This is a genomic window from Pseudomonas sp. H1_F01, from assembly GCF_054681425.1.
The window spans coordinates 5,985,585-6,011,405 of record NZ_CP162823.1; the positions used below are offsets into that span (position 1 = coordinate 5,985,585).

Annotated in this window: 18 protein-coding genes, 2 tRNA genes and 3 rRNA genes; 12 read left to right on the top strand and 11 right to left on the bottom strand. The window is 59.6% G+C overall.

What is annotated here, in order from left to right; genetic code table 11:
* Nucleotides 1–28 precede the first annotated feature (28 nt).
* The 7 genes from rrf to aptA form a co-directional block, all read right to left on the bottom strand.
* Nucleotides 29–144: ribosomal RNA gene (gene rrf / locus AB4O09_RS27040) — 5S ribosomal RNA — on the bottom strand.
* A 168-nt stretch (nucleotides 145–312) separates the two neighbouring features.
* Nucleotides 313–3,204, bottom strand: a 23S ribosomal RNA gene (locus AB4O09_RS27045).
* A 241-nt stretch (nucleotides 3,205–3,445) separates the two neighbouring features.
* Nucleotides 3,446–3,521 (bottom strand) — tRNA-Ala (locus AB4O09_RS27050).
* Between the two features lie 10 nt (nucleotides 3,522–3,531).
* Nucleotides 3,532–3,608: transfer RNA gene (locus AB4O09_RS27055), tRNA-Ile, on the bottom strand.
* Between the two features lie 123 nt (nucleotides 3,609–3,731).
* A 16S ribosomal RNA gene (locus tag AB4O09_RS27060) occupies nucleotides 3,732–5,268 on the bottom strand.
* Together the 16S, 23S and 5S rRNA genes with 2 tRNA genes alongside form the textbook arrangement of a ribosomal RNA operon.
* Before the next feature lie 625 nt (nucleotides 5,269–5,893).
* On the bottom strand, nucleotides 5,894–7,387 hold the full coding sequence (locus tag AB4O09_RS27065) for a CoA-acylating methylmalonate-semialdehyde dehydrogenase (protein ID WP_027911826.1): 1,494 nt from the start codon (nucleotides 7,385–7,387) through the stop codon (nucleotides 5,894–5,896).
* Nucleotides 7,388–7,459: 72 nt separating this feature from the next.
* A complete protein-coding gene (gene aptA, locus AB4O09_RS27070) occupies nucleotides 7,460–8,809 on the bottom strand; it encodes an omega-aminotransferase AptA (RefSeq protein WP_003197518.1) in 1,350 nt (449 codons plus the stop codon).
* A 122-nt stretch (nucleotides 8,810–8,931) separates the two neighbouring features.
* Here aptA and AB4O09_RS27075 point away from each other — a divergent pair, with 122 nt between their 5' ends.
* From AB4O09_RS27075 to AB4O09_RS27100, 6 genes are all read left to right on the top strand, one after another.
* The gene (locus AB4O09_RS27075; RefSeq protein WP_003197516.1) at nucleotides 8,932–9,852 is read left to right on the top strand and encodes a LysR family transcriptional regulator; all 921 of its coding nucleotides are present in this window, start codon (nucleotides 8,932–8,934) and stop codon (nucleotides 9,850–9,852) included.
* Between the two features lie 118 nt (nucleotides 9,853–9,970).
* A complete protein-coding gene (locus AB4O09_RS27080) occupies nucleotides 9,971–10,621 on the top strand; it encodes a TetR/AcrR family transcriptional regulator (RefSeq protein WP_003197514.1) in 651 nt (216 codons plus the stop codon).
* Between the two features lie 7 nt (nucleotides 10,622–10,628).
* Complete coding sequence (locus AB4O09_RS27085) at nucleotides 10,629–11,210, top strand: IMPACT family protein (RefSeq protein WP_460107739.1); 582 nt, start codon at nucleotides 10,629–10,631, stop codon at nucleotides 11,208–11,210.
* A gap of 533 nt (nucleotides 11,211–11,743) precedes the next feature.
* Nucleotides 11,744–13,297 carry an ABC transporter ATP-binding protein gene (locus tag AB4O09_RS27090; RefSeq protein ID WP_069971184.1) on the top strand — a complete coding sequence of 518 codons (1,554 nt, stop codon included), beginning with the start codon at nucleotides 11,744–11,746 and terminating at the stop codon, nucleotides 13,295–13,297.
* Nucleotides 13,298–13,309: 12 nt separating this feature from the next.
* Entirely contained in the window at nucleotides 13,310–14,416 is a 1,107-nt protein-coding gene (locus AB4O09_RS27095; RefSeq protein WP_003197504.1) for an ABC transporter permease, read from the top strand.
* Complete coding sequence (locus AB4O09_RS27100; protein WP_013692177.1) at nucleotides 14,416–15,342, top strand: ABC transporter permease; 927 nt, start codon at nucleotides 14,416–14,418, stop codon at nucleotides 15,340–15,342. Before AB4O09_RS27095 ends, AB4O09_RS27100 begins: the two co-directional genes overlap by 1 nt.
* A 67-nt stretch (nucleotides 15,343–15,409) precedes the next feature.
* On the opposite strand, the gene AB4O09_RS27105 is transcribed toward AB4O09_RS27100, so the two are convergent.
* Nucleotides 15,410–15,838 (bottom strand): hypothetical protein, encoded by a 429-nt coding sequence (locus AB4O09_RS27105; RefSeq protein WP_027911822.1) that lies wholly within the window; start codon nucleotides 15,836–15,838, stop codon nucleotides 15,410–15,412.
* An 81-nt stretch (nucleotides 15,839–15,919) separates the two neighbouring features.
* Here AB4O09_RS27105 and AB4O09_RS27110 point away from each other — a divergent pair, with 81 nt between their 5' ends.
* From AB4O09_RS27110 to AB4O09_RS27120, 3 genes are all read left to right on the top strand, one after another.
* Nucleotides 15,920–16,270, top strand: coding sequence for a MerR family transcriptional regulator (locus AB4O09_RS27110; protein ID WP_003197497.1), 351 nt, complete (start codon nucleotides 15,920–15,922; stop codon nucleotides 16,268–16,270).
* A 25-nt stretch (nucleotides 16,271–16,295) separates the two neighbouring features.
* Nucleotides 16,296–16,982: an SDR family oxidoreductase gene (locus AB4O09_RS27115; RefSeq protein WP_003197496.1), complete on the top strand. Its 687-nt coding sequence runs from the start codon at nucleotides 16,296–16,298 to the stop codon at nucleotides 16,980–16,982.
* Nucleotides 16,983–17,242: 260 nt separating this feature from the next.
* The gene (locus AB4O09_RS27120) at nucleotides 17,243–18,601 is read left to right on the top strand and encodes an 8-oxoguanine deaminase (protein WP_100263866.1); all 1,359 of its coding nucleotides are present in this window, start codon (nucleotides 17,243–17,245) and stop codon (nucleotides 18,599–18,601) included.
* A 107-nt stretch (nucleotides 18,602–18,708) separates the two neighbouring features.
* On the opposite strand, the gene AB4O09_RS27125 is transcribed toward AB4O09_RS27120, so the two are convergent.
* Nucleotides 18,709–19,800 (bottom strand): calcium:cation antiporter, encoded by a 1,092-nt coding sequence (locus tag AB4O09_RS27125; RefSeq protein ID WP_003197491.1) that lies wholly within the window; start codon nucleotides 19,798–19,800, stop codon nucleotides 18,709–18,711.
* A gap of 377 nt (nucleotides 19,801–20,177) precedes the next feature.
* On the opposite strand from AB4O09_RS27125, the gene AB4O09_RS27130 reads away from it, so the two are divergent.
* The 3 genes from AB4O09_RS27130 to AB4O09_RS27140 all read left to right on the top strand — a co-directional run bounded on the left by AB4O09_RS27130 (nucleotide 20,178) and on the right by AB4O09_RS27140 (nucleotide 23,405).
* Nucleotides 20,178–21,260 (top strand): BMP family ABC transporter substrate-binding protein, encoded by a 1,083-nt coding sequence (locus AB4O09_RS27130; protein ID WP_027911821.1) that lies wholly within the window; start codon nucleotides 20,178–20,180, stop codon nucleotides 21,258–21,260.
* A gap of 142 nt (nucleotides 21,261–21,402) precedes the next feature.
* On the top strand, nucleotides 21,403–22,368 hold the full coding sequence (locus AB4O09_RS27135) for a 2-oxoglutarate and iron-dependent oxygenase domain-containing protein (RefSeq protein WP_003197488.1): 966 nt from the start codon (nucleotides 21,403–21,405) through the stop codon (nucleotides 22,366–22,368).
* 83 nt (nucleotides 22,369–22,451) lie between these two features.
* Nucleotides 22,452–23,405, top strand: a complete 954-nt coding sequence (locus tag AB4O09_RS27140; RefSeq protein WP_003197486.1) for an adenosine deaminase — start codon at nucleotides 22,452–22,454, stop codon at nucleotides 23,403–23,405.
* Between the two features lie 118 nt (nucleotides 23,406–23,523).
* Here AB4O09_RS27140 and AB4O09_RS27145 read toward each other — a convergent pair whose 3' ends face one another.
* Together AB4O09_RS27145 and AB4O09_RS27150 are read right to left on the bottom strand one after the other, a co-directional pair.
* Nucleotides 23,524–24,906 carry an MFS transporter gene (locus AB4O09_RS27145; RefSeq protein ID WP_013692173.1) on the bottom strand — a complete coding sequence of 461 codons (1,383 nt, stop codon included), beginning with the start codon at nucleotides 24,904–24,906 and terminating at the stop codon, nucleotides 23,524–23,526.
* A gap of 112 nt (nucleotides 24,907–25,018) precedes the next feature.
* A complete protein-coding gene (locus tag AB4O09_RS27150) occupies nucleotides 25,019–25,753 on the bottom strand; it encodes an ArsR/SmtB family transcription factor (protein ID WP_003197481.1) in 735 nt (244 codons plus the stop codon).
* Nucleotides 25,754–25,821 lie beyond the last annotated feature (68 nt).

Genomic DNA, 25,821 nt, shown 5'->3' on the forward strand with positions numbered 1-25,821 from the left:
ATCAGCAGATAGGGGTTTCGGAATTTAATCTTGACGATGACCTACTCTCACATGGGGAAACCCCACACTACCATCGGCGATGCATCGTTTCACTGCTGAGTTCGGGATGGGATCAGGTGGTTCCAATGCTCTATGGTCGTCAAGAAATTCGGGTACTGAGTCGCGGCCAGTTGGCCTCGCTTCAGCAAATTGGGTATGTGATAGCTTCGGTGTTTTGTGAGATTCGAACTTTCGGTTCGTTTCGTCTTCACACACCGCAATCTGGTCTCGTTCGCTTTTCAGCTCGGAGGATACAAATTGCTTGGGTGTTATATGGTCAAGCCTCACGGGCAATTAGTACAGGTTAGCTCAACGCCTCACAGCGCTTACACACCCTGCCTATCAACGTCGTAGTCTTCGACGGCCCTTCAGGGGACTCAAGGTCCCAGTGAGATCTCATCTTGAGGCAAGTTTCCCGCTTAGATGCTTTCAGCGGTTATCTTTCCCGAACATAGCTACCCGGCAATGCCACTGGCGTGACAACCGGAACACCAGAGGTTCGTCCACTCCGGTCCTCTCGTACTAGGAGCAGCCCCTCTCAAATCTCAAACGTCCACGGCAGATAGGGACCGAACTGTCTCACGACGTTCTAAACCCAGCTCGCGTACCACTTTAAATGGCGAACAGCCATACCCTTGGGACCGGCTTCAGCCCCAGGATGTGATGAGCCGACATCGAGGTGCCAAACACCGCCGTCGATATGAACTCTTGGGCGGTATCAGCCTGTTATCCCCGGAGTACCTTTTATCCGTTGAGCGATGGCCCTTCCATACAGAACCACCGGATCACTAAGACCTACTTTCGTACCTGCTCGACGTGTCTGTCTCGCAGTCAAGCGCGCTTTTGCCTTTATACTCTACGACCGATTTCCGACCGGTCTGAGCGCACCTTCGTACTCCTCCGTTACTCTTTAGGAGGAGACCGCCCCAGTCAAACTACCCACCATACACTGTCCTCGATCCGGATAACGGACCTGAGTTAGAACCTCAAAGTTGCCAGGGTGGTATTTCAAGGATGGCTCCACGCGAACTGGCGTCCACGCTTCAAAGCCTCCCACCTATCCTACACAAGCAAATTCAAAGTCCAGTGCAAAGCTATAGTAAAGGTTCACGGGGTCTTTCCGTCTAGCCGCGGATACACTGCATCTTCACAGCGATTTCAATTTCACTGAGTCTCGGGTGGAGACAGCGCCGCCATCGTTACGCCATTCGTGCAGGTCGGAACTTACCCGACAAGGAATTTCGCTACCTTAGGACCGTTATAGTTACGGCCGCCGTTTACCGGGGCTTCGATCAAGAGCTTCGCGTTAGCTAACCCCATCAATTAACCTTCCGGCACCGGGCAGGCGTCACACCCTATACGTCCACTTTCGTGTTTGCAGAGTGCTGTGTTTTTAATAAACAGTCGCAGCGGCCTGGTATCTTCGACCGGCGTGGGCTTACGCAGCAAGTGCTTCACCCTCACCGGCGCACCTTCTCCCGAAGTTACGGTGCCATTTTGCCTAGTTCCTTCACCCGAGTTCTCTCAAGCGCCTTGGTATTCTCTACCCAACCACCTGTGTCGGTTTGGGGTACGGTTCCTGGTTACCTGAAGCTTAGAAGCTTTTCTTGGAAGCATGGCATCAACCACTTCGTCACCCAAAGGGTAACTCGTCATCAGCTCTCGGCCTTGGAATCCCGGATTTACCTAAGATTCCAGCCTACCACCTTAAACTTGGACAACCAACGCCAAGCTGGCCTAGCCTTCTCCGTCCCTCCATCGCAATAACCAGAAGTACAGGAATATTAACCTGTTTTCCATCGACTACGCTTTTCAGCCTCGCCTTAGGGACCGACTAACCCTGCGTCGATTAACGTTGCGCAGGAAACCTTGGTCTTTCGGCGTGGGTGTTTTTCACACCCATTGTCGTTACTCATGTCAGCATTCGCACTTCTGATACCTCCAGCAAGCTTCTCAACTCACCTTCACAGGCTTACAGAACGCTCCTCTACCGCATCACTTACGTGATACCCGTAGCTTCGGTGTATGGTTTGAGCCCCGTTACATCTTCCGCGCAGGCCGACTCGACTAGTGAGCTATTACGCTTTCTTTAAAGGGTGGCTGCTTCTAAGCCAACCTCCTAGCTGTCTAAGCCTTCCCACATCGTTTCCCACTTAACCATAACTTTGGGACCTTAGCTGACGGTCTGGGTTGTTTCCCTTTTCACGACGGACGTTAGCACCCGCCGTGTGTCTCCCATGCTCGGCACTTGTAGGTATTCGGAGTTTGCATCGGTTTGGTAAGTCGGGATGACCCCCTAGCCGAAACAGTGCTCTACCCCCTACAGTGATACATGAGGCGCTACCTAAATAGCTTTCGAGGAGAACCAGCTATCTCCGAGCTTGATTAGCCTTTCACTCCGATCCACAGGTCATCCGCTAACTTTTCAACGGTAGTCGGTTCGGTCCTCCAGTTAGTGTTACCCAACCTTCAACCTGCCCATGGATAGATCGCCCGGTTTCGGGTCTATTCCCAGCGACTAGACGCCCTATTAAGACTCGCTTTCGCTACGCCTCCCCTATTCGGTTAAGCTCGCCACTGAAAATAAGTCGCTGACCCATTATACAAAAGGTACGCAGTCACCCAACAAAGTGGGCTCCCACTGCTTGTACGCATACGGTTTCAGGATCTATTTCACTCCCCTCTCCGGGGTTCTTTTCGCCTTTCCCTCACGGTACTAGTTCACTATCGGTCAGTCAGTAGTATTTAGCCTTGGAGGATGGTCCCCCCATATTCAGACAAAGTTTCTCGTGCTCCGTCCTACTCGATTTCACTTCTAAGATCCTTTCGCGTACAGGGCTATCACCCACTATGGCCGCACTTTCCAGAGCGTTCCGCTAAAATCAAAGAAGCTTAAGGGCTAGTCCCCGTTCGCTCGCCACTACTAAGGGAATCTCGGTTGATTTCTTTTCCTCAGGGTACTTAGATGTTTCAGTTCCCCTGGTTCGCCTCTTGCACCTATGTATTCAGTACAAGATAACCATCTTATGATGGCTGGGTTCCCCCATTCAGACATCTCCGGATCAAAGTCTGTTTGCCGACTCCCCGAAGCTTTTCGCAGGCTACCACGTCTTTCATCGCCTCTGACTGCCAAGGCATCCACCGTATGCGCTTCTTCACTTGACCATATAACCCCAAGCAATCTGGTTATACTGTGAAGACGACATTCGCCGAAAATTCGATCTGGCTCTAAGAGCCACTCACAAATTTTACCTTAGCCTGATCCGTTACCAGTGAAAGTAACGTTCAGTCTATCTTTCTATCACATACCCAAATTTTTAAAGAACGATCTAATCAAAAGACTAGAAATCAACATTCACCATCACTTTGATGGAATGCTCATTTCTAAGCTTTCAGAAGCAGTTTATGGTGGAGCCAAGCGGGATCGAACCGCTGACCTCCTGCGTGCAAGGCAGGCGCTCTCCCAGCTGAGCTATGGCCCCATTACAAAATTGGTGGGTCTGGGCAGATTCGAACTGCCGACCTCACCCTTATCAGGGGTGCGCTCTAACCAACTGAGCTACAGACCCAATTTCGAGCTTGTAACTGTTAGCTATGAGCTATCAGCTTGGAGCTTAAAGCTGCTTCTATCGTCTTCTTCAATGAATCAAGCAATTCGTGTGGGAGCTCATGAAGCAGCTGCGGTCGTCGATTAAGGAGGTGATCCAGCCGCAGGTTCCCCTACGGCTACCTTGTTACGACTTCACCCCAGTCATGAATCACACCGTGGTAACCGTCCTCCCGAAGGTTAGACTAGCTACTTCTGGTGCAACCCACTCCCATGGTGTGACGGGCGGTGTGTACAAGGCCCGGGAACGTATTCACCGCGACATTCTGATTCGCGATTACTAGCGATTCCGACTTCACGCAGTCGAGTTGCAGACTGCGATCCGGACTACGATCGGTTTTGTGGGATTAGCTCCACCTCGCGGCTTGGCAACCCTCTGTACCGACCATTGTAGCACGTGTGTAGCCCAGGCCGTAAGGGCCATGATGACTTGACGTCATCCCCACCTTCCTCCGGTTTGTCACCGGCAGTCTCCTTAGAGTGCCCACCATTACGTGCTGGTAACTAAGGACAAGGGTTGCGCTCGTTACGGGACTTAACCCAACATCTCACGACACGAGCTGACGACAGCCATGCAGCACCTGTCTCAATGTTCCCGAAGGCACCAATCCATCTCTGGAAAGTTCATTGGATGTCAAGGCCTGGTAAGGTTCTTCGCGTTGCTTCGAATTAAACCACATGCTCCACCGCTTGTGCGGGCCCCCGTCAATTCATTTGAGTTTTAACCTTGCGGCCGTACTCCCCAGGCGGTCAACTTAATGCGTTAGCTGCGCCACTAAGAGCTCAAGGCTCCCAACGGCTAGTTGACATCGTTTACGGCGTGGACTACCAGGGTATCTAATCCTGTTTGCTCCCCACGCTTTCGCACCTCAGTGTCAGTATCAGTCCAGGTGGTCGCCTTCGCCACTGGTGTTCCTTCCTATATCTACGCATTTCACCGCTACACAGGAAATTCCACCACCCTCTACCATACTCTAGCTCGACAGTTTTGAATGCAGTTCCCAGGTTGAGCCCGGGGATTTCACATCCAACTTAACGAACCACCTACGCGCGCTTTACGCCCAGTAATTCCGATTAACGCTTGCACCCTCTGTATTACCGCGGCTGCTGGCACAGAGTTAGCCGGTGCTTATTCTGTCGGTAACGTCAAAACACTAACGTATTAGGTTAATGCCCTTCCTCCCAACTTAAAGTGCTTTACAATCCGAAGACCTTCTTCACACACGCGGCATGGCTGGATCAGGCTTTCGCCCATTGTCCAATATTCCCCACTGCTGCCTCCCGTAGGAGTCTGGACCGTGTCTCAGTTCCAGTGTGACTGATCATCCTCTCAGACCAGTTACGGATCGTCGCCTTGGTGAGCCATTACCCCACCAACTAGCTAATCCGACCTAGGCTCATCTGATAGCGCAAGGCCCGAAGGTCCCCTGCTTTCTCCCGTAGGACGTATGCGGTATTAGCGTCCGTTTCCGAGCGTTATCCCCCACTACCAGGCAGATTCCTAGGCATTACTCACCCGTCCGCCGCTCTCAAGAGGTGCAAGCACCTCTCTACCGCTCGACTTGCATGTGTTAGGCCTGCCGCCAGCGTTCAATCTGAGCCATGATCAAACTCTTCAGTTCAAACATCTTTGGGTTTTGAGAAAACCCTAAACTTGGCTCAGCAATCGTTGGTTACATCTTTGATTTCTCGCGGAGTAACTTGTGATGCTGATAATCTGTTGACTAGCAGTCTGACTCCACAAGCACCCACACGAATTGCTTGATTCAGTTGTTAAAGAGCGGTTGGCTGAGTCTTTCGTCTCAACCGAGGCGCGCATTCTACAGCGCCCCGTGTATCTGTCAAGCGGTTATTTTCAGAAGTTTTCAAAGTTTCCTTTGCAACTTCAACCACTTGCGCTTCCGATCTCTCGTTAGCGGGAGGCGAATTCTACAGCGTTACTCGCTGCTGTCAACACCTCTTTTTCACCGCTTTCGACCGAGAAGATCGAACCGCTGATAGAGCCAAACAACACCGCTCTATCTGCTCCTTCCGGGCTTCGATGAACTGAAGCCCAGCACCTTCGAAACCTACTTAACTCATTGAATCTCAAGGAGTTTTCCGTTTCGACTGCGCCGGAAGTGGGGCGAATTATAGACTTCCAGAATCTGCCGTCAACACCTATTTTCATAATTCTGTCACATCAGTCAAAAAGCCCCGTAAACACAGAGGCCGGCGCCCAAGGGCGCCGGCCTCTGTGTTTACCGGTTACAAGCTGGGGAAAGCGAACTGCGAAGCCTCATGGCTGGCACGCTGCGGCCAGCGCTGGGTAATGGCCTTGCGACGGGTATAGAAACGCACGCCGTCCGGGCCGTAGGCGTGCAGGTCACCGAACAGCGAGCGCTTCCAGCCACCAAAGCTGTGATAGGCAACCGGCACCGGCAATGGAACGTTGACGCCCACCATGCCGACTTCGATCTCATCGCAGAACAACCGCGCCGCCTCGCCATCACGAGTGAAGATGCAGGTGCCGTTGCCATACTCGTGATCGTTGATCAACTGCATCGCCTCTTCCAGGCTATTGACCCGGACGATGCACAGCACCGGCCCGAAGATCTCTTCCTTATAGATGCGCATATCAGGTGTCACGCGATCAAACAGGCAGCCACCCAGGAAGAAACCTTCCTCATGCCCGGTCACACTCAAGCCACGGCCATCGACCACCAGCGAAGCACCCGCCGCCACACCGTCTTCTATATAGCCGCTGACCTTGTCGCGATGCTGCCCCGTCACCAACGGCCCCATGTCCAGCCCACAGGACGTACCTGCGCCAATCTTCAGCGCCTTGATCTGCGGCACCAGCTTGGCCACCAGCGCATCCGCCACCTGGTCGCCGACACACACCGCTACCGAAATCGCCATGCAGCGTTCACCGCACGAACCGTACGCCGCCCCCATCAGTGCGCTGACGGCATTGTCCAGGTCCGCGTCCGGCATCAGCACCGCATGGTTCTTCGCCCCACCCAGTGCCTGGACGCGTTTGCCACGCCGAGTACCCTCGGCATAGATGTATTCGGCAATCGGCGTAGAACCGACAAAACTCAGCGCCTTCACTTCCGGCGCTTCGATCAGCGCGTCCACCGCAGCCTTGTCGCCGTGCACCACGCTCAATACGCCCTTGGGCAAACCGGCTTCCAACAACAGCTGTGCGATCAGCAGCGTCGAACTCGGGTCACGCTCGGACGGCTTGAGGATGAAGCAGTTACCGCAGACGATCGCCAACGGATACATCCACAACGGCACCATCGCCGGAAAGTTGAACGGTGTGATACCGGCCACCACACCCAGAGGCTGGAAGTCTGACCATGCGTCGATGTTCGGTCCTACGTTACGGCTGTATTCGCCTTTCAGAATTTCTGGTGCCGCGCAGGCGAACTCGACGTTTTCGATGCCGCGCTTGAGCTCACCGGCCGCGTCTTCCAACGTCTTGCCATGTTCTTCACTGATCAACTGCGCGATGCGCGACTCGTTCTGCTCCAGCAATTGCTTGAAACGAAACATCACCTGCGCGCGCTTGGCCGCCGGTGTATTGCGCCAGGCCGGGAAAGCCGCCTTCGCGGCGTCGATGGCCTGCTGGATGGTCGCGCGATCAGCCAACGGCACTTTATGGATGGCCTGGCCAGTAGACGGGTTGAACACATCGGCGGTGCGAGCGCTGTCGCTCAGCAGTTCGCCATTGATCAAATGCGGGATGAGGCTCATGGGGACTCCAGAATTTATCCACAGGCGCCCGTGACCGGACGCCCGTTATCGAAAGCTATATAGAAGGACGTATCAGTCGAGCTTGTTCAGCACTTCACCGACCGCATCGAACAGGCGATCCAGATCCTGCGGCTTGCTGTTGAACGTTGGACCGAACTGCAGGGTGTCGCCGCCAAACCGCACATAGAACCCGGCTTTCCACAACGCCATGCCGGCCTCGAATGGACGCACGATTGCGTCGCCGTCGCGCCCGGCGATCTGGATCGCGCCGGCCAGGCCATAGTTGCGAATGTCGATGACGTTTTTCGCGCCCTTCAAGCCGTGCAGTGCATTCTCGAAATGCGGGGCAATCTCGGCCACGCTCTGTACCAGGTTTTCCTTCTGCAGCAGGTCCAGCGCAGCCAGGCCAGCCGCGCAGGCTACCGGGTGCGCCGAGTAGGTGTAGCCGTGGGGAAACTCCACCGCGTACTCGGGCGTCGGCTGGTTCATGAACGTCTGGTAGATCTCGGAGCTGGCAATCACCGCACCCATGGGGATCGCGCCATTAGTGACTTGTTTGGCGATGCACATCAGGTCCGGCGTCACGCCAAAGCTGTCGGCACCGAACATCGAACCGGTGCGGCCGAAACCGGTGATCACTTCGTCGAACACCAGGAGAATGCTGTGCTGGTCGCAGATTTCCCGCAGGCGCTTGAGGTAACCCTCTGGCGGCACCAGCACGCCAGCCGACCCCGCCATCGGTTCGACGAATACCGCAGCGATGTTGGAAGCATCGTGCAGCTCGATCAACTTCAGCAGTTCATCGGCCAAGGCGATGCCACCCTCTTTCGGCATGCCACGGGAATAGGCATTGCTGGCCAGCAAGGTGTGAGGCAAGTGGTCGACGTCCATCATGGCTTGGCCGAACAGCTTGCGGTTGCCGTTGACACCGCCGAGGCTGGTGCCGGCGATGTTCACGCCGTGATAGCCACGGGCACGACCAATCATCTTGGTCTTGGTCGCCTGGCCCTTGAGACGCCAGTAGGCGCGGACCATCTTCACCGCGGTATCGGCGCACTCGGAGCCGGAGTCGGTAAAGAACACATGATTGAGATTGCCCGGGGTCAGACTGGTGATTTTTTCCGCCAGTTGGAACGACAGCGGATGGCCGTACTGGAACCCCGGCGAGTAATCGAGGGTGCCCAGTTGCTTGGCGACCGCTTCCTGGATTTCCTTGCGGGTGTGCCCGGCGCCACATGTCCACAGGCCCGACAGCGAGTCGTACACCTTGCGCCCCTTGTCATCCACCAGCCAACTGCCTTCGGCAGCGACGATCAGGCGCGGATCGCGCTGGAAATTGCGGTTGGCGGTGTAAGGCATCCAGTGGGCATCCAGCTTGAGCTGGCTGGCCAGGGAACCGGCAGCGTGTTCGGGCATGTTCATCGACAAAACCTCGCAGGTCATAAGCGACAGGGAATCGAAAGCGTTCTTGCAGCTAAGTTGCCACGGCGATAAAGTCGGTGAAATCCAACTTTTGTAACCTTCAGTCTGTGGATCACTAAACTATGAGCGCTCGTCGTCCCGATCCACTGGCCCAGGTCAGCGACTTTGATATTCGCCTGCTGCGCATTTTCCGCAGCGTAGTGGAATGTGGTGGATTTTCCGCCGCTGAAACCGTGCTTGGCATCGGCCGCTCGGCCATCAGCCAGCAGATGAGCGATCTAGAGCAACGCCTCGGCCTGCGCCTGTGCCAGCGTGGGCGCGCGGGCTTTTCCCTGACCGAGGAAGGTCGCGAGGTGTATCAATCGGCGTTGCAGCTATTGAGCGCACTGGAAAGCTTTCGCACCGAGGTCAACGGCCTGCACCAGCATTTGCGCGGTGAATTGACCATCGGCTTGACCGACAACCTGGTCACCCTGCCCCACATGCGCATCACCCACGCCTTGGCGCAATTGAAAGAACGCGGGCCCGACGTGCAGATCCAGATCCGCATGATCGCCCCCAACGAAGTCGAGCAAGGCGTGCTCGACGGGCGCCTGCACGTCGGCGTAGTTCCCCAGGCCAGTGCCCTGTCCGGGCTGGAATATCAACCGCTGTACAGTGAACGATCACTGCTGTACTGCGCGGTCGGGCATCCGCTGTTTTATGTCGATGACCAGCAACTTGAGGACGCTCGCCTCAACAGCCAGGACGCCATCGCGCCAACCTTCCGCCTGCCTGCCGAAATACAGGCCCATTACCAGGCGCTCAATTGCACCGCGAGCGCATCGGACCGCGAAGGCATGGCGTTCCTGATCCTCACCGGACGCTACATCGGTTACCTGCCCGATCACTACGCCAGCCTCTGGGTCCAGCAAGGTCGGCTGCGGGCCCTGAAGCCCTCCGCACGTTTCTATGACCTGAGCCTGGCGTCGGTCACGCGCAAGGGGCGTCGGCCTCACCTGGTGCTGGAGAGTTTTCTCGAAAGCCTCGCAGCCACCCGTTAACCCTTTGCTCGCTCCCACAGGTGTTTAGTCAGGCTTTTAGTGTGATGGCACTTGTCGGATCGATGCCGGTGCGCTATCAACGCACTTGCTTGCCCACAGACCCAGCCCGGAAACGCCCATGACCTTTGAAGTCCCTGCCCACGGTGGCAAGCCCACCAGTCGCATTCGTCAAAAGAACGAAGAGACGATTCTCAAGGCTGCCGAAGATGAATTCGCCCGTCACGGGTTCAAAGGCACCAGCATGAATGCCATCGCCCTGAAGGCCGGGCTGCCCAAGGCAAATCTGCATTATTACTTCACCAATAAACTCGGCTTGTACGTGGCGGTGCTGAGCAACATCATCGAATTGTGGGACAGCACCTTCAATACCCTCACAGCCGAGGATGATCCGGCCGAAGCCCTGACCCGCTATATCCGCGCCAAGATGGAGTTCTCTCGTCGCCAACCCCAGGCATCGCGATTGTTTGCCATGGAAGTGATCAGCGGTGGCGAATGCCTGACCGAGTATTTCAACCAGGATTATCGCGCCTGGTTCAATGGTCGGGCGGCCGTATTCCAGGCCTGGATCGATGCCGGCAAGATGGACCCGATCGACCCGGTTCACCTCATTTTCCTGTTATGGGGCAGCACCCAGCATTACGCCGACTTCGCCACCCAGATCTGTCGCGTGACCGGGCGCAGCAAGTTGACCAAGCAGGACATGGTCGAGGCTGGCGACAACCTGATCCGCATCATTCTCAAAGGCTGCGGCCTGACACCTGCCCTCTAAGATCGCCATGCCCTTTACCCTTGCCGGCTTTTGCGAACACCGCGAAGAAATTCGCAAAAGCCGCTTCATCACGTTCGCCGCGCCCATCACCAGCCCCGCCGACGCCCAGGCCTTTATCGACCAGCACAGCGACCTGAATGCCTCGCATAATTGCTGGGCCTGGAAACTCGGCGACCAATACCGCAGCAACGACGATGGCGAACCGGGAGGCACCGCCGGGCGGCCAATCCTGGCCGCGATCGAAGCACAAGCCTGCGATCAGGTCGCGGTGCTGGTGATTCGCTGGTACGGCGGGATTCAACTGGGCACGGGCGGGCTGGCCCGGGCTTATGGCGGCGGCGCGAACAAATGCCTGCAAAACGCCGAGAAAATCGAATTGTTCAGTCGCGTGGCGCTGCGCTGTTCCTGCGGATTCGCCGAGCTGGCCCTGGTGAAACTGCGTGTCGCCGAATGCGCCGGGTTGGTCAATGAAGAGCGCTTTACAGCCAACGGCGTAGACCTTCAACTGGCCGTGGGCGAAGCGCAGATCGAAACATTGCAAACGCATCTGGCGGACCTGAGCCGTGGCCGGATTCTGCTGGCACGTTGAGATCAGCCTGCGACCTTTCAGGGCGCCTCGCAATCGTTCAACTTGCCCACATCCACTGTGTACCCGACTGTGGATAACCTGAGCACATCCCTCTGTAACCCTTCTGTCATGCGGGTTTCAGAGAGTTGCTCATTTTTCAGCCAAAGTCCCGTGGAACCGACAAATCCATCCATAAAACAAACGCTTGCGGCGGTTTATCACCTTTAGAAGAAAGCCCCGCAGTGCTTATGCCCGAGTTTCCCGCTTGCACACAATAACTGTGGAGCAACCTGTGGATAACCCGTTCATGGCTCCTGCCACCCCAAGAAGGGCATGGCTCGCAGCCGCTTGCTCAATTTTTAACCACCCATTTCAGGGCAAACCGATGCCTGCGCAAAACTTGCACGCTCCAAGCCGGTGCAGAATTTTCCTGCGGCAGATGCCCTGGCTACATGCAGAGAGCCTTGGCGACGCGGGCCGAGGCAATTTCCTGACCTGATGGCCAGGAAATTGCTTTATCCACAGGCATTCCTGTCCATCGGCCCGAGCCTGTCATGTCCAACCCCGATTCCATCGCGCGCCTGCAATTGTGCAACATCAGCAAACGCTACCCCGGTTGCCTGGCCAACGACGCCATCGACCTGAGCATCCAACCCGGGGAGATCCACGCCCTGCTCGGGGAAAACGGTGCGGGTAAAAGCACCCTGATGAAGATTATCTACGGCGTCACCCCTGCCGATTCGGGCGAGGTGATCTGGCAAGGCCAGCGCATCAACCTGCGCAACCCGGCCCAGGCCCGCGGCCTGGGAATCGGCATGGTGTTCCAGCATTTCTCGCTGTTCGAAACCCTCACCGTTGCGCAGAACATTGCCCTGGCAATGGGCGCGGCAGCCGGTACGCCGGCGCAGCTGGAACCCCGGATCCGCGAGGTTTCCCGGCGTTACGGCATGGCGCTGGAGCCGCAGCGGCTGGTCCACAGCCTGTCGATTGGCGAGCGGCAGCGGGTGGAGATCATTCGCTGCCTGATGCAGGACATTCGCCTGCTGATTCTCGACGAACCGACCTCGGTGCTCACGCCCGTGGAAGCCGAAGAACTGTTCGTGACCCTGCGCCGACTGGCGAGCGAGGGCTGCAGCATCCTGTTTATCAGCCACAAGCTCGGGGAAGTGCGAGCGTTGTGCCACAGCGCCACGGTGCTGCGCGGCGGACGGGTGTCGGGGCATTGCACGCCGGCGCAATGCTCGGACCGGGAGCTGGCGCAACTGATGGTTGGCGAAGCGGCCGGACTGATCACGGACTACACCAAGGTCAGCGCAGACAAAGTCTTCCTGCAAATCAACAAGCTGTCCTGGCACAACCCGGACCCGTTCGGCTGCTCGTTGCGGGAGATCGACCTGGAGGTGCGCAGCGGCGAAATCGTCGGCATCGCCGGGGTGGCGGGCAACGGTCAGGACGAATGGCTGGCGTTGCTCAGCGGAGAAACGCCGCTTGCCCGCCAGCAAGGCGAAACGATCCGATTCGACGGGCAACCCGTGGCTCATCTACGCCCCGACGCCCGTCGCCGGCTCGGGCTGGCCTTTGTCCCCGCCGAGCGCCTGGGCCACGGCGCCGTGCCGCAATTGAGCCTGGCGGATAACGCCTTGCTCAGTGCGTTCCAACAGGGCCTGGTCAGCCACGGACTGATTCGCCGCAGCAAGGTCGAACACCTGGCCGAGGAGATCATCCGCCGCTTTGGCGTGAAGACCCCCGACACCAGAACCCCGGCGCGCAGCCTCTCGGGAGGCAACCTGCAGAAATTCATTCTCGGCCGGGAAATCCTGCAACAGCCGAAGCTGCTGGTGGCCGCTCACCCGACCTGGGGCGTGGACGTCGGCGCGGCCGCGACCATCCATCGCGCACTGATTGCCCTGCGCGATGCAGGCGCGGCGATTCTGGTGATCTCCGAAGACCTCGACGAACTGTTCCAGATCAGCGACCGCCTCGGCGCCTTGTGCGGCGGGCGTCTGTCGGCCTTGAGACCCACCGTCGAGACCCGGCTCAGTGACGTCGGTGGCTGGATGGCCGGCCAGTTCGACGCCCCTCAATCCCCTGCCCCCGCACCGGTTTAAACGGAGTTCTACATGCTGCTTTCTCTCGAACCTCGCGGCCAGCAATCGCGCCTGATGCTCTGGTGCTCACCGCTACTGGCCGCCGTGTTGACCCTGGCCTGTGGCTCGCTGCTGTTCATCGCCCTGGGGCACGATCCGCTGCAAACGCTGTACACCCTGTTGATCGCCCCGATCAGCGATCTGTACGGCGTGTCCGAGTGGCTGGTCAAGACCCTACCGATCCTGCTGTGTGCCCTCGGCCTGGCCGTGGCCTATCAGGCGCGAATCTGGAACATCGGCGCTGAAGGCCAACTGCTGCTCGGCGCCCTGGCCGGCAGCGCCTTGGCGGTGAACATCATCGACATGCAAAGCCGCTGGGCACTGGTGCTGATCCTGCTGACCGGCACCCTGGCCGGTGCCGCCTGGGCCGGGCTCACGGCGTGGCTGCGCACGCGCTTCAATGCCAATGAAATCCTCACCAGCATCATGCTCAATTACATCGCCCTGAACCTGTTGCTGTTTTGCGTTCACGGACCGTTGAAAGACCCGGCGGGTTTCAACTTCCCCGAGTCGGCGATGTTCGGCGAGGCCAGTCGCCTGCCGTTGCTGCTGGAGGACGGCCGGGTCCACGCCGGGCTGTATTTCGCCCTGCTGGCATTGGTGGCGGTGTGGGTTTTGCTGCAGAAAAGCTTCGTTGGCTTTCAGATCAAGGTACTGGGCCTCGATGCCCGCGCCGCCGGTTTCGCCGGTTTTCGCCAGAAACCGTTGGTGTGGCTGGCGTTGTTGATCAGCGGGGCACTGGCCGGGCTGGCCGGCGTCTGCGAAGTGACCGGGCCGATCGGTCAACTGGTGCCGCAGGTGTCGCCGGGCTACGGCTATGCGGCAATTACCGTGGCGTTCCTGGGGAGGCTCAATCCCATTGGCATTCTGTTTTCCAGCCTGTTGATGGCGTTGCTGTACATCGGCGGCGAGAGCGCGCAGATGTCGCTGAACCTTCCCCAGGCAATCACCCAACTGTTCCAGGGAATGATGCTGTTTTTCCTGTTGGCCTGCGACGTGCTGATTCTGTACCGGCCACGCCTCAACCTGCGCTGGGCCCGCCGCACCCGAACCACCGCCGTACAGGCAGGAGCGCTGTGATGGATATCGACCTGTTGAGCAATATTTTCTACGCCATGGTCCGCTGCGGTACGCCGTTGCTGCTGGTGGCCCTGGGTGAATTGGTCTGCGAAAAAAGCGGCGTCCTCAACCTGGGCCAGGAAGGCATGATGCTGTTCGGTGCGGTGATCGGTTTTATCGTCGCATTCAACAGCGGCAACCTGTGGCTCGGCGTGCTGCTGGCGATGGCTGCCGGCATGCTGTTGTCGGCGTTGTTCGCGCTGGTGGCGCTGGTATTCAACGCCAATCAGGTGGCCACCGGGCTGGCGCTGACGATTTTCGGTGTGGGCCTGTCGAGCTTTGTCGGAGCGGCCTGGGTCGGCAAACCGCTGGCGGGATTCGAGCCGCTGGCGATTCCTTACTTGAGTGACATTCCACTGATCGGGCGGATGCTGTTTGCCCAGGATCTGCTGGTTTACCTGTCCTTCGCCCTGTTTGCCCTGGTGGCGTGGATGATAGTGAAAAGCCGCGTCGGGTTGATCATCCAGGCCGTCGGGGAAAATCCCGATGCCGCCAGTGCCATGGGCCTGCCGGTGTTGCGGGTGAGGACCCTGGCGGTACTGTTTGGCGGCGCCATGGCCGGGTTGGCCGGCGCCTATCTGTCGCTGGCCTACACGCCGATGTGGGCCGAGAACATGAGCGCCGGACGCGGCTGGATCGCCCTGGCGCTGGTGGTGTTCGCCAGTTGGCGGGTGTGGCGCCTGCTGCTGGGCGCCTACCTGTTCGGCCTCGCCAGCATCCTGCACCTGGTGGCCCAGGGGCTGGGCCTGGCGATTCCATCGAGTCTGCTGGCGATGCTGCCGTATGCCGCGACCATTGTGGTGCTGGTGCTGTTGTCCCGGGACGCCGTGCGCACCCGGCTGTATGCGCCGGTGTCCCTGGGGCAGCCTTGGCAGGCGGGGCACTGAGATAGACTGCGGCGCGCCTATCGCGGGCAAGCCTTGCTCCCACAGATTTCAAGAGTCCCACAGATTTTCAGTGATCTGTGGGAGCAAGGCTTGCCCGCGATGAGTCCCGAACAGGCAACACCTGAACCAAGCCCCACACCACCTCGAAAAACAGGAAAACCCACAACACCGCACTGGCCCCATGAAGCAGCGCATACAGCATCCAGGCCGAAAACAGAAACCGCCCCGTCGCGTCATAACGCCCGTACAGCGCCTGCGGATCCCGAATCCGCAGCACCGCCCACACGCAGACAATCGAGCCCATCAAATTCACCATCAACACATGCGCTGGCGCAAACGGCGGCAGGTCCCCAGGCAGGTCAAATAGCTGAGTCATGCTCACCAACACGCCATGCAGTGCCGCAAAGCTCCACGGCGTGACCAGCGCGGCCGACACGATCAGGTCGTACCAGGCGCTGCCAAGCACCACCCGGCGGTATTGCATCGAAGTCCACATACACTTTGCTCCAGATAATTGGGGAGCGAAAAGGCTAAAGCCTGGGGTATGCTCCAAGGTCAAGTCCTCTGGAGTTCCACAATGCGCATCGGTGAATTAGCCCAGGCCTGCGCCGTCAGTCGAGACACACTGCGCTTCTACGAGCAGCGGGGCCTGATCGCGGCGACGCGCAGCGCCAATGGCTATCGCGACTACCCCGCCGACGTGGTCCAACTGGTGCTCTATATCAAGACAGCCCAGCGCCTGGGCTTTACCCTGGGCGAGATCGGCGCCAGCGTCGCCGCCCTGTGGAACGCCCCCGACCCGGACTGCGCCGTGACGCAATTGCTGCAAGACAAACTGAACCTGATCGAAACCCGCATCACCGAACTCGACGCGTTGCGTCACGAGCTGAAACAACGGCTCGGACAACGCTGTCCATTAAATCCATGACCTTTTTCTTTCAAGGATGCCTCTCATGAATTCGGCAAGAAACGCATTGATCATCGGCGCCTCCCGGGGCCTGGGCCTCGGTCTGGTGAAGACGCTGCTCAGCGATGGCTGGAACGTGACCGCCACCGTGCGCAACCCGCAGAACGCAGAGGCTTTGAAGGCGCTGGGCCCGGTGCGGATCGAAAAACTCGACATGGACGATCAACAAGCGGTCATCGCCCTGAGCCAACAGCTCAAGGGCGAGACCTTCGACCTGCTGTTCGTCAATGCCGGCGTCAAGGGCCCGGACAACCAGAGCCCGGGCGGTGCGACGCTGGCCGAAGTCGGCCAGTTGTTCTTCACCAACGCGGTGGCGCCGATCAACCTGGCCCAACGCTTCGTTGGCCAGATCCGCGACGGCAGCGGCGTGCTCGCCTTCATGAGTTCGGTGCTGGGCAGCGTGACCATGCCCGACGCGCCGGAACTGGCGCTGTACAAGGCCAGCAAGGCGGCGCTCAACTCCATGACCAATAGCTTTGTCAGCCAACTGGGCGAGCAGTCACTGACCGTGCTGTCGCTGCACCCGGGCTGGGTGAAGACCGACATGGGCGGCGAAGGAGCGGACATCGATGTCGAGACCAGCACTCGCGGGCTGATCGACCAGGTCGATGCCTTTTCCGGCAAGGGTGGGCATCATTTCGTCAACTACCGGGGCGAAACAATCCCTTGGTAACTCCGCTAATCCCATGTGGGAGCGAGCTTGCTCGCGATGGCGGCAGGTCAGTCGACATCGATGTTGGATGTGAGGCTGCCATCGCGAGCAAGCTCACTCCCACCAAGCCCTCTCCTAATAGGAACCTGAGTTGGGCACTGGAAATGTGTCCGGCAACCTGAGTAAACTCCGACCCTCGCCCCCCACGGCGACCCTGGATCAGCAGACAGGGCATCACTGAGCTGGCTAACCTGAACCCACTTTCAGAGGAGCCGGCCACCATGCCTGCGACCCGTACCTGGTTAAAAAATCCCCTCGCCATTTTCACGGCCAACGACCTCGATGCCCGTGGCGGCCTCGTCCTGCAGGACGGTGTGATCGTCGAACTGCTAAGCGCCGGCCAGCAACCCGCCCAGCCCTGTGACGACATCTTCGATGCGCGCGAGCATGTGATCCTGCCGGGGTTGATCAATACCCACCATCATTTCTACCAGACCCTGACCCGTGCCTGGGCGCCAGTGGTGAACCAGCCGTTGTTTCCCTGGCTGACGACCCTCTACCCGGTGTGGGCGCGGCTGACCCCGGAAAAACTTGCCCTGGCCAGCAAAGTGGCCTTGGCCGAGTTGCTGCTGTCGGGCTGCACCACCGCGGCCGACCACCATTACCTGTTTCCCGAAGGCCTGGAAAATGCCATCGACGTGCAAGTGCAGAGTGTTCGTGAACTGGGCATGCGCGCGATGCTGACCCGCGGTTCCATGAGCCTGGGCGAGGCCGACGGTGGCTTGCCGCCGCAGCAGACCGTGCAGCAGGGCCAAGTGATTCTCGACGACAGCCAGCGCTTGATCGCCGAGTACCACGAGCGCGGCGACGGCGCGCAGATCCAGATTGCCCTGGCGCCCTGCTCACCGTTTTCGGTCACGCCGCAGATCATGAGCGCCAGCGCCGAGCTGGCGGAAAAACTCGACGTACGCCTGCACACGCACCTGGCCGAAACCCTCGATGAAGAAGCGTTTTGCCTGCAACGCTTCGGCCTGCGCACCGTGGATTACCTGGACAGCGTCGGCTGGCTTGGCCCGCGTACCTGGCTGGCCCACGGCATTCATTTCAACCCAGATGAAATCGCCCGTCTCGGCGCCGCCGGCACCGGCATCTGTCACTGCCCGAGTTCCAACATGCGCCTGGCCTCGGGCATTTGCCCGACCCTGGACCTGACCGCCGCCGGCGCTCCCGTGGGCCTGGGGGTAGACGGTTCGGCATCCAACGATGCCTCGAACATGATCCTCGAAACCCGCCAGGCGCTGTACATCCAGCGCCTGCGCTACGGCGCGCAAGCGATCACGCCGGAGCGCGTGCTGGGCTGGGCGACCCGGGGCTCGGCGCAACTGCTCGGGCGCAGTGATATCGGTGAATTGGCGGTGGGCAAGCAGGCCGACCTGGCGCTATTCAAGCTCGATGAGCTGCGTTTCTCCGGCAGCCACGATCCGATTTCCGCACTGCTGCTGTGCGGCGCGGATCGGGCGGATCGGGTGATGATCGGTGGGCAATGGCGGGTCATCGACGGGCAGGTCGAGGGGTTGGACTTGAAGGGCTTGATTGCTGACCACAGCCAGGCGGCGCGGGAGTTGATCGCCGGCATCTGATCGGACGCCATCGCGGGCAAGCCTTGCTCCCACAGGTCTCGCGGCAAGGCTGCCCTCATAAACACCCACCATTTACTGTGGGAGCAAGGCTTGCCCGCGATGCTCTTCTAGAGACCCAGCAAGGACAACATGATGAACGTCGCAAACAACACAAAATGGGTCATGCCTTCGATGGCATTGGTTTCGCCATCGTTGAGGTTGATCGCGCTGACGATCAGGGTGATGAAGATCATCACCGTCTGCACCGGGGTCATTGCCATCTGGAACGGCTGGCCGGTGTAGAGGGCCATGGCCTCCATCACCGGCACGGTCAGGATCACGGTGGACAGCGAAGCGCCCAGCGCGATGTTCACCACCGACTGCATGCGATTGGCGAGGGCCGCGCGCAGGGCGGTGAGGATTTCCGGTGCGGCGGAGATGGCGGCCACCAGGATTGCCGTGACCACCGGCGGCGCACCCGAGCCTTCCAATCCCAGGTCGAGGGCCTTGGACATGACTTCGGCCAGGGCGCCGATCACCACCACGCCAAACACCAGCGCGCCGATGGAAAGCGTCAGGCTGATGGGTTCCGGCTCGTTTTCCACCGGCTCTTTCTTGCGGCGTTTTTCCGGATAGCTGTAGCTGAAGAAGTAACTGTGAGGCCCGACCTGCATGCGCAGGAACAAGGTGTAAAGCACGATCATCGCGCCGATGGTAAAGGCCGAATACATTTTCCAGCTCTCGCGGGGAATGAACTCCGGCACCACCATCGATACCCCCATGGCGGTGAGAATCATCACGCTGTAAGTGCGCGCCGAATCGTCGTTGTAAGCCTGCTCGCCATGCTTGATCCCGCCCATCAGCGCCGCGAGCCCGAGGATGCCGTTGATGTCGAGCATCACCGCCGAGTAGATCGTGTCCCGCACCAACGTCGACGAAGCCTCGTTGCTCATCATGATCGCCAGGATCACCACCTCCACCAGTACCGCCGACAGCGTCAGGATCATGGTGCCGTAAGGATCACCGACCTTTTCCGCCAGCAGTTCGGCGTGATGGGCCACGCGCATGGATGCCGCGACGATGAAACCGATCAGGACCAGGCCGCCAGCCAACGCCACCACTTGCCCGCTGCCCAGCAGCCAGTGCTCCAGCGGATAGGCGATACACGCGGCGATCAGCGCCAGCAACAGCAGTTTTTCTTGCTTGAGCAAAGTGAGCATCGCGGGCCTGTCACCGTGGGCGGGGTCATGAGTTACTGACTATAGGAGGCGGTGAACGTTTCGTTCGGTGTGATGCACCAGGGGGTGGCGTTTGCAGGCAGGGTGCACCTTTATTGTTCTCATGAGCCTCATCGCGGGCAAGCCTTGCTCCTACAGGTATTGCGTCGCACTTGTGAAGCGAGCTTGCCCTCCCATGAGGTTGGGCTGCCCATCTGCTGGGGCAAGGCCTTATTCCACATTGTTTGGCCTTGCACTTGTGGGAGCAAGGCTTGCCCGCGATGACGGCATCAAGGTGTCGCATATTTTGTTGTCTTGTTGGTCAGCATTTTGCATTGGTGCTGCACAGCCAACCTCACAACAAAATGGAGTTCGAGTTCATGCACAAACGCCCCTTGAAGAAGTTGCTTTGCGCCGTCGTCGCCGCCGTCAGCCTGGGCGCCGGCCTGAATGCCAGTGCCGCCGACCCGCTGAAGGTCGGCTTCGTCTACATCGGCCCGATCGGCGACCACGGCTGGACCTATCAGCATGAGCAAGGGCGCAAGGAGCTGGCGGCGAAATTCGGTGAGCAGATCACCACCAACTACGTGGAAAACGTGCCGGAGGGTGCCGACGCCGAGCGGGTGATCCGCAACATGGCCAAGGACAAGTACGACCTGATCTTCACCACCTCCTTCGGCTACATGAACCCGACGCTCAAGGTCGCCAAGCAATTTCCCAAGGTGATCTTCGAACACGCCACCGGCTACAAGCAGGACAAGAACCTGGGCACGTACCTGGCTCGCACCTACGAAGGTCGCTACGTCGGTGGTTTCCTCGCGGCCAAGATGACCAAGACCAAGAAGATCGGCTACGTCGCCTCCTTCCCGATCCCGGAAGTCATCCGCGACATCAACGCCATCCAATTGGCCCTGAACAAGTACAACCCCGGCAGCGAGATCAAAGTGGTGTGGGTCAACTCCTGGTTCGACCCGGGCAAGGAAGCCGACGCCGCCAACGCGCTGATCGACCAGGGCGTGGACGTGGTGTTCCAGCACACCGACAGCCCGGCGCCGATCCAGGCCGCCGAGCGACGCGGCGTCTATGCGGTGGGCTACGCTTCGGACATGGCCCACTTCGGTCCCAAGGCGGTGCTGACGTCCATCGTCAATGACTGGGGCCCGCATTACATCCAGGCGACCCAAAGCGTGCTCGACCACAGCTGGAAATCCCAGGACTACTGGGGTGGCCTGAAGGAAGGCACGGTGAAACTGCCGATCAGCGACCTGGTGCCGGCAGCGGTCAAGGGCGAAGCCGAGCAGATCATCGCCGACATCGAGAGCGGCGCCTTCCACCCGTTCACCGGCCCGATCAAGGACCAGGCCGGCGTCGAGAAAATCCCGGCGGGCGTGAGCGCCACCAACGCGGAACTGGCGTCGATGAATTATTACGTCGAAGGCATGAAGGCTGAGATTCCCAAATAACCCAACACCAACCCAAACCCCTGTGGGAGCGAGCTTGCTCGCGATTGCGGACTGACCTTCAATATCTATATTGGCTGACCCACCGCGATCGCGAGCAAGCTCGCTCCCACATGGGGTTCCTATCTCAAGTCAGGAAAGCAGTATGAACAGCCTTCCCATCATCGACATCAGCCCACTCTACGGCGATGACCCCGGCGCCTGGCAAACCGTCGCCAAGCAGATCGACCGCGCCTGCCGTCAATGGGGCTTTTTCTACATCAAGGGTCATCCCATCAGCCCGGCGCGCATCGCCGAGGTGCTGGACAGCGCCCACTGCTTCTTCGCCCTGCCCGTCGAAGAAAAACTCAAGATCGACATCACCCAGACCCGCCATCACCGCGGCTATGGCGCCGTCGCCACCGAACAATTGGACCCGACCAAGCCCAGCGACCTGAAAGAAACCTTCGACATGGGCCTGCACTTGCCGGCCGATCACCCCGACGTGCTGGCGGAAAAACCCCTGCGTGGCCCCAACCGCCACCCGGACCTGATTGGCTGGGAAAGCTTGATGGAGCAGCATTACCGAGACATGCAAGCGCTTGCGCAAACCCTGCTGCGGGCCATGACCCTTGCCCTGGGTATCGAACGGGACTTTTTCGACACGCGCTTCAACGAGCCGGTCAGCGTACTGCGCCTGATCCACTACCCGCCCCGCGACACCGCCAGTAGCGCCGAGCAGCAAGGTGCTGGCGCCCATACCGATTATGGTTGCATCACCCTGCTCTATCAGGACGCCGCCGGCGGCCTGCAAGTGCGCAACGTCGACGGCCAGTGGGTCGACGCGCCGCCCATCGACGGCACCTTCGTGGTCAACCTCGGTGACATGATGGCGCGCTGGAGCAACGACCGTTACCTGTCCACGCCGCATCGGGTGATCAGCCCGCTGGGGGTGGACCGGTACTCGATGCCGTTCTTTGCCGAGCCGCACCCCGACACGCTGATCCAATGCCTGCCCGGTTGCCAGGATGACGCCCACCCGCCAAAGTACCCAACGACTACCTGCGCCGAATTCCTGCTGTCGCGCTTCGCCGACACCTATGCTTACCGGCGTGAGTCGCTCGCCGTGTAGTGGATCAGCCGGTCAGGTTTTACCCGACAAGGCGGCCAGCGCCTGTAGAATGCCCGCCATCGATTCGCTGATGAGAAAAGACCATGTACGACTGGCTGAACGCCCTGCCCAAGGCTGAACTGCACCTGCACCTGGAAGGCTCGCTGGAGCCCGAGCTGCTGTTCGCCCTGGCCGAACGCAACAAAATTGCCCTGCCGTGGAGCGACGTCGACACCCTGCGCAAGGCCTATGCCTTCAACAACCTGCAGGAATTCCTCGACCTGTATTACCAGGGCGCCGATGTGCTGCGCACCTCCCAGGATTTCTACGACCTGACCTGGGCCTACCTGTTGCGTTGCAAGGCGCAGAACGTGATCCATACCGAACCGTTCTTCGACCCGCAGACCCACACCGACCGTGGCATCCCGTTCGAAGTGGTACTCAACGGCATCGCCGCCGCCCTCAAGGACGGTGAGCAGCAACTGGGCATCACCAGCGGCCTGATCCTGAGTTTCCTGCGCCACCTGAGCGAAGAACAAGCCGAGAAAACCCTCGACCAGGCGCTGCCGTTCCGCGAGGCCTTCGTGGCCGTGGGCCTGGACAGTTCGGAAATGGGCCATCCACCGAGCAAGTTCCAGCGCGTATTCGACCGTGCGCGCAACGAAGGCTTCCTGACCGTCGCCCACGCCGGTGAAGAAGGCCCGCCCGAGTACATCTGGGAAGCCCTGGACCTGCTGAAGATCCAGCGCATCGACCATGGTGTGCGAGCCATTGAAGATGAGCGCCTGATGCAGCGGATCATCGACGAGCAGATTCCGTTGACCGTGTGCCCGTTGTCCAACACCAAGCTGTGCGTGTTCGACGACATGTCGCAGCACAACATCCTCGACATGCTCGAGCGCGGCGTGAAAGTGACGGTGAACTCCGATGACCCGGCGTACTTCGGCGGCTACGTCACCGAGAACTTCCACGCGCTGTATACCCATCTGGGCATGACCCAGGACCAGGCCAAGCGCCTGGCCCAGAACAGCCTGGATGCGCGCCTGGTAAAACCTTAAGCCTCACCGAAATCCCTGTGGGAGCGAGCTTGCTCGCGAAGGCGGAGTGTCAGTCAACATCGATGTTGAATGTCGGACCGCTATCGCGAGCAAGCTCGCTCCCACAAGGGAGATGGTGTTAATCGGTGACGGTCGCTTCGCTCAACTCCTCCAACGTCTTGCCCCGCGTCTCCATCCCGAACAACCAGACCACCCCTGCCGCCACGGCGAAGCACAGCGCGCCCAGGGCGAACACGCCACCCTGGCCGGTGATGGGGAATACCAGCCCGGTTACCAGCGGGCCGAGCAACGAACCGACGCGTCCCACCGCCGAAGCAAAGCCCGAGCCCGTAGCCCGGGCCGAGGTGGGGTACAGCTCCGGCGTGTAGGTGTAGAGCACCGCCCACATGCCGAACAGGAAAAACTGCATCAGCAACCCGGTGCCTATCAACAGGCCGACGTTGCCGCCAAACACCGCGCTCTGCCCATACAGAAATGCCATCGCCCCGCCACCCAGCAGCGTGATGACGCACACCGGTTTACGCCCCCAGCGCTCCACCAGCCAGGCCGCCATCAAGAAGCCGGGAATCCCGCCCAGGGAAATCAGCACGGTGTAATACACCGACTGGGTCACCGCGAACCCCGACTGCTGCAACAACGCGCTGAGCCAGGAGGTCAGGCCGTAGAAACCGAGCAAGGCAAAGAACCAGACGCTCCAGATCATCATCGTGCGCTGGCGATACAACGGTGACCAGATCTGCGCCAAGGCGGAAAAGAAACTGCCCGGCGTACTCTCAACCCTTGGCAAACGGATCGGCTCCGGCAGGTTTTGATGCCCCAGCGAGGTCCGGACCTTGTCTTCGATTCGCTTGAGCACCGCGTCCGCTTCGTCACCCCGACCGGCCTGTTCCAGCCAGCGCGGTGACTCGGGAATGAAGAAACGAATCGCCAGGACAAACACTGCCGGCACCGCCAGCACCAGAAAGATGTCGCGCCAGCCGACCACCGGCAGCAGGAAATACGACAGCACCCCCGCCGCCACGAAACCCAGCGGCCAGAAGCCGTCCATCAAGGCGATGTAGCGGCCCCGACGTTTGGCCGGGATCAGTTCCGAAAGCATCGACTGGGCAATCGGAAACTCCATGCCCATGCCGATGCCCAGCAGGATGCGAAACAGCGTCAAGGTCTCGATGTCCTGGGCCGTGGAGCACAAGTAACTGGCAATGCCCCACAACACGATGCTCCACTGGAACACCGGCTTGCGCCCGAAACGATCGGCCAGCATGCCCGACAGCGACGCCCCCACCACCATGCCGAAGAAACTCGAGCTGGCGAGCAAACCGGCCTGGGCGGTGCTCAGGCCAAACTCGGCTTTGATCGACCCCAACAGGAACGTCATCATCGCCAGGTCCATGGAGTCAAAGAAAAACGCCAGGGCGATGATGATGAAGATGACCCGGTGGTAACCGCTGATGGGTAACCGTTCCAATCGTTCCGCCGCGCTGTAGCCGTGAGTGTCCATGCTGCCTCCCCCAATCCGATAATTCCCCGGACCGAGTGTGCGCGAACCTTGCAGGTGGCTATTGCTGAATACGACCTGCCGACAGCCCAGAGCGACGCGCCAGGAGCGTTTCCTAGATTGCCATCTCCACCGCGTCCTGCCGGGCGAACCGGTGGATTTCCTGCTGGCCGAGCATCGTCACCTGCAGGGCTCGCGAATCGTTGGGCAAGCTCAGCCAACCCGACTGCATGAACAGTTGCAGCAGGGCCGCCCCCAGCGCGCCCCCCAGGTGTGGACGACGCTCGCTCCAGTCCGGGCAGGCACAGGCAATGCGGGCGTTGCGATGGGCCAGGGCCTGGATGAACAGGCCACGTTCGGCCAACTGATTGGCGCCTTTGTGGGTGACGATCACCCGCGGCTCGAACTGCTCGATCCACCCGGCGTCCAGCAGGCGCTGATACAGGTCCGCCGCCAGGGTGCCCCCCAGGTGATCGTCGCAAAGCCTGGCCCGCATCAACGACGCGGGAGCCGACGGCGCTTTGGTCGGCATGACTCGGCGCTTGAAGATATCCGGGATCTGCCGCGGCGTACTGACCAGCGTCGCGCTGGCCAGCGCTTCGACGGCAGCGCCGATTTCAGGTGCTGCCAGGCGGAAAAACCGCTTGCGGCCCCGGGCTTCGACTTTCAACAGGCCTCCGGCGGACAGGCGTCCCAGATGCGCGTTGGCCGAGGACGGCGACAACCCGGCGAGCAACGCCAACTCCTCGGCCTGGCGGGCCGTGCCGTCCATCAAGGCCCACATCATTGCGCTGCGCTTGGGGTCAGCCAGCAGCGCGGCGATCTGGCTGATGCAAGGTGCATGTTCCATGTATTCACTCCCTGTTGAATCATTCGTCTACTGCTCTGGCGCAGGCGGTCGCTAGTATAAGCGGGGCG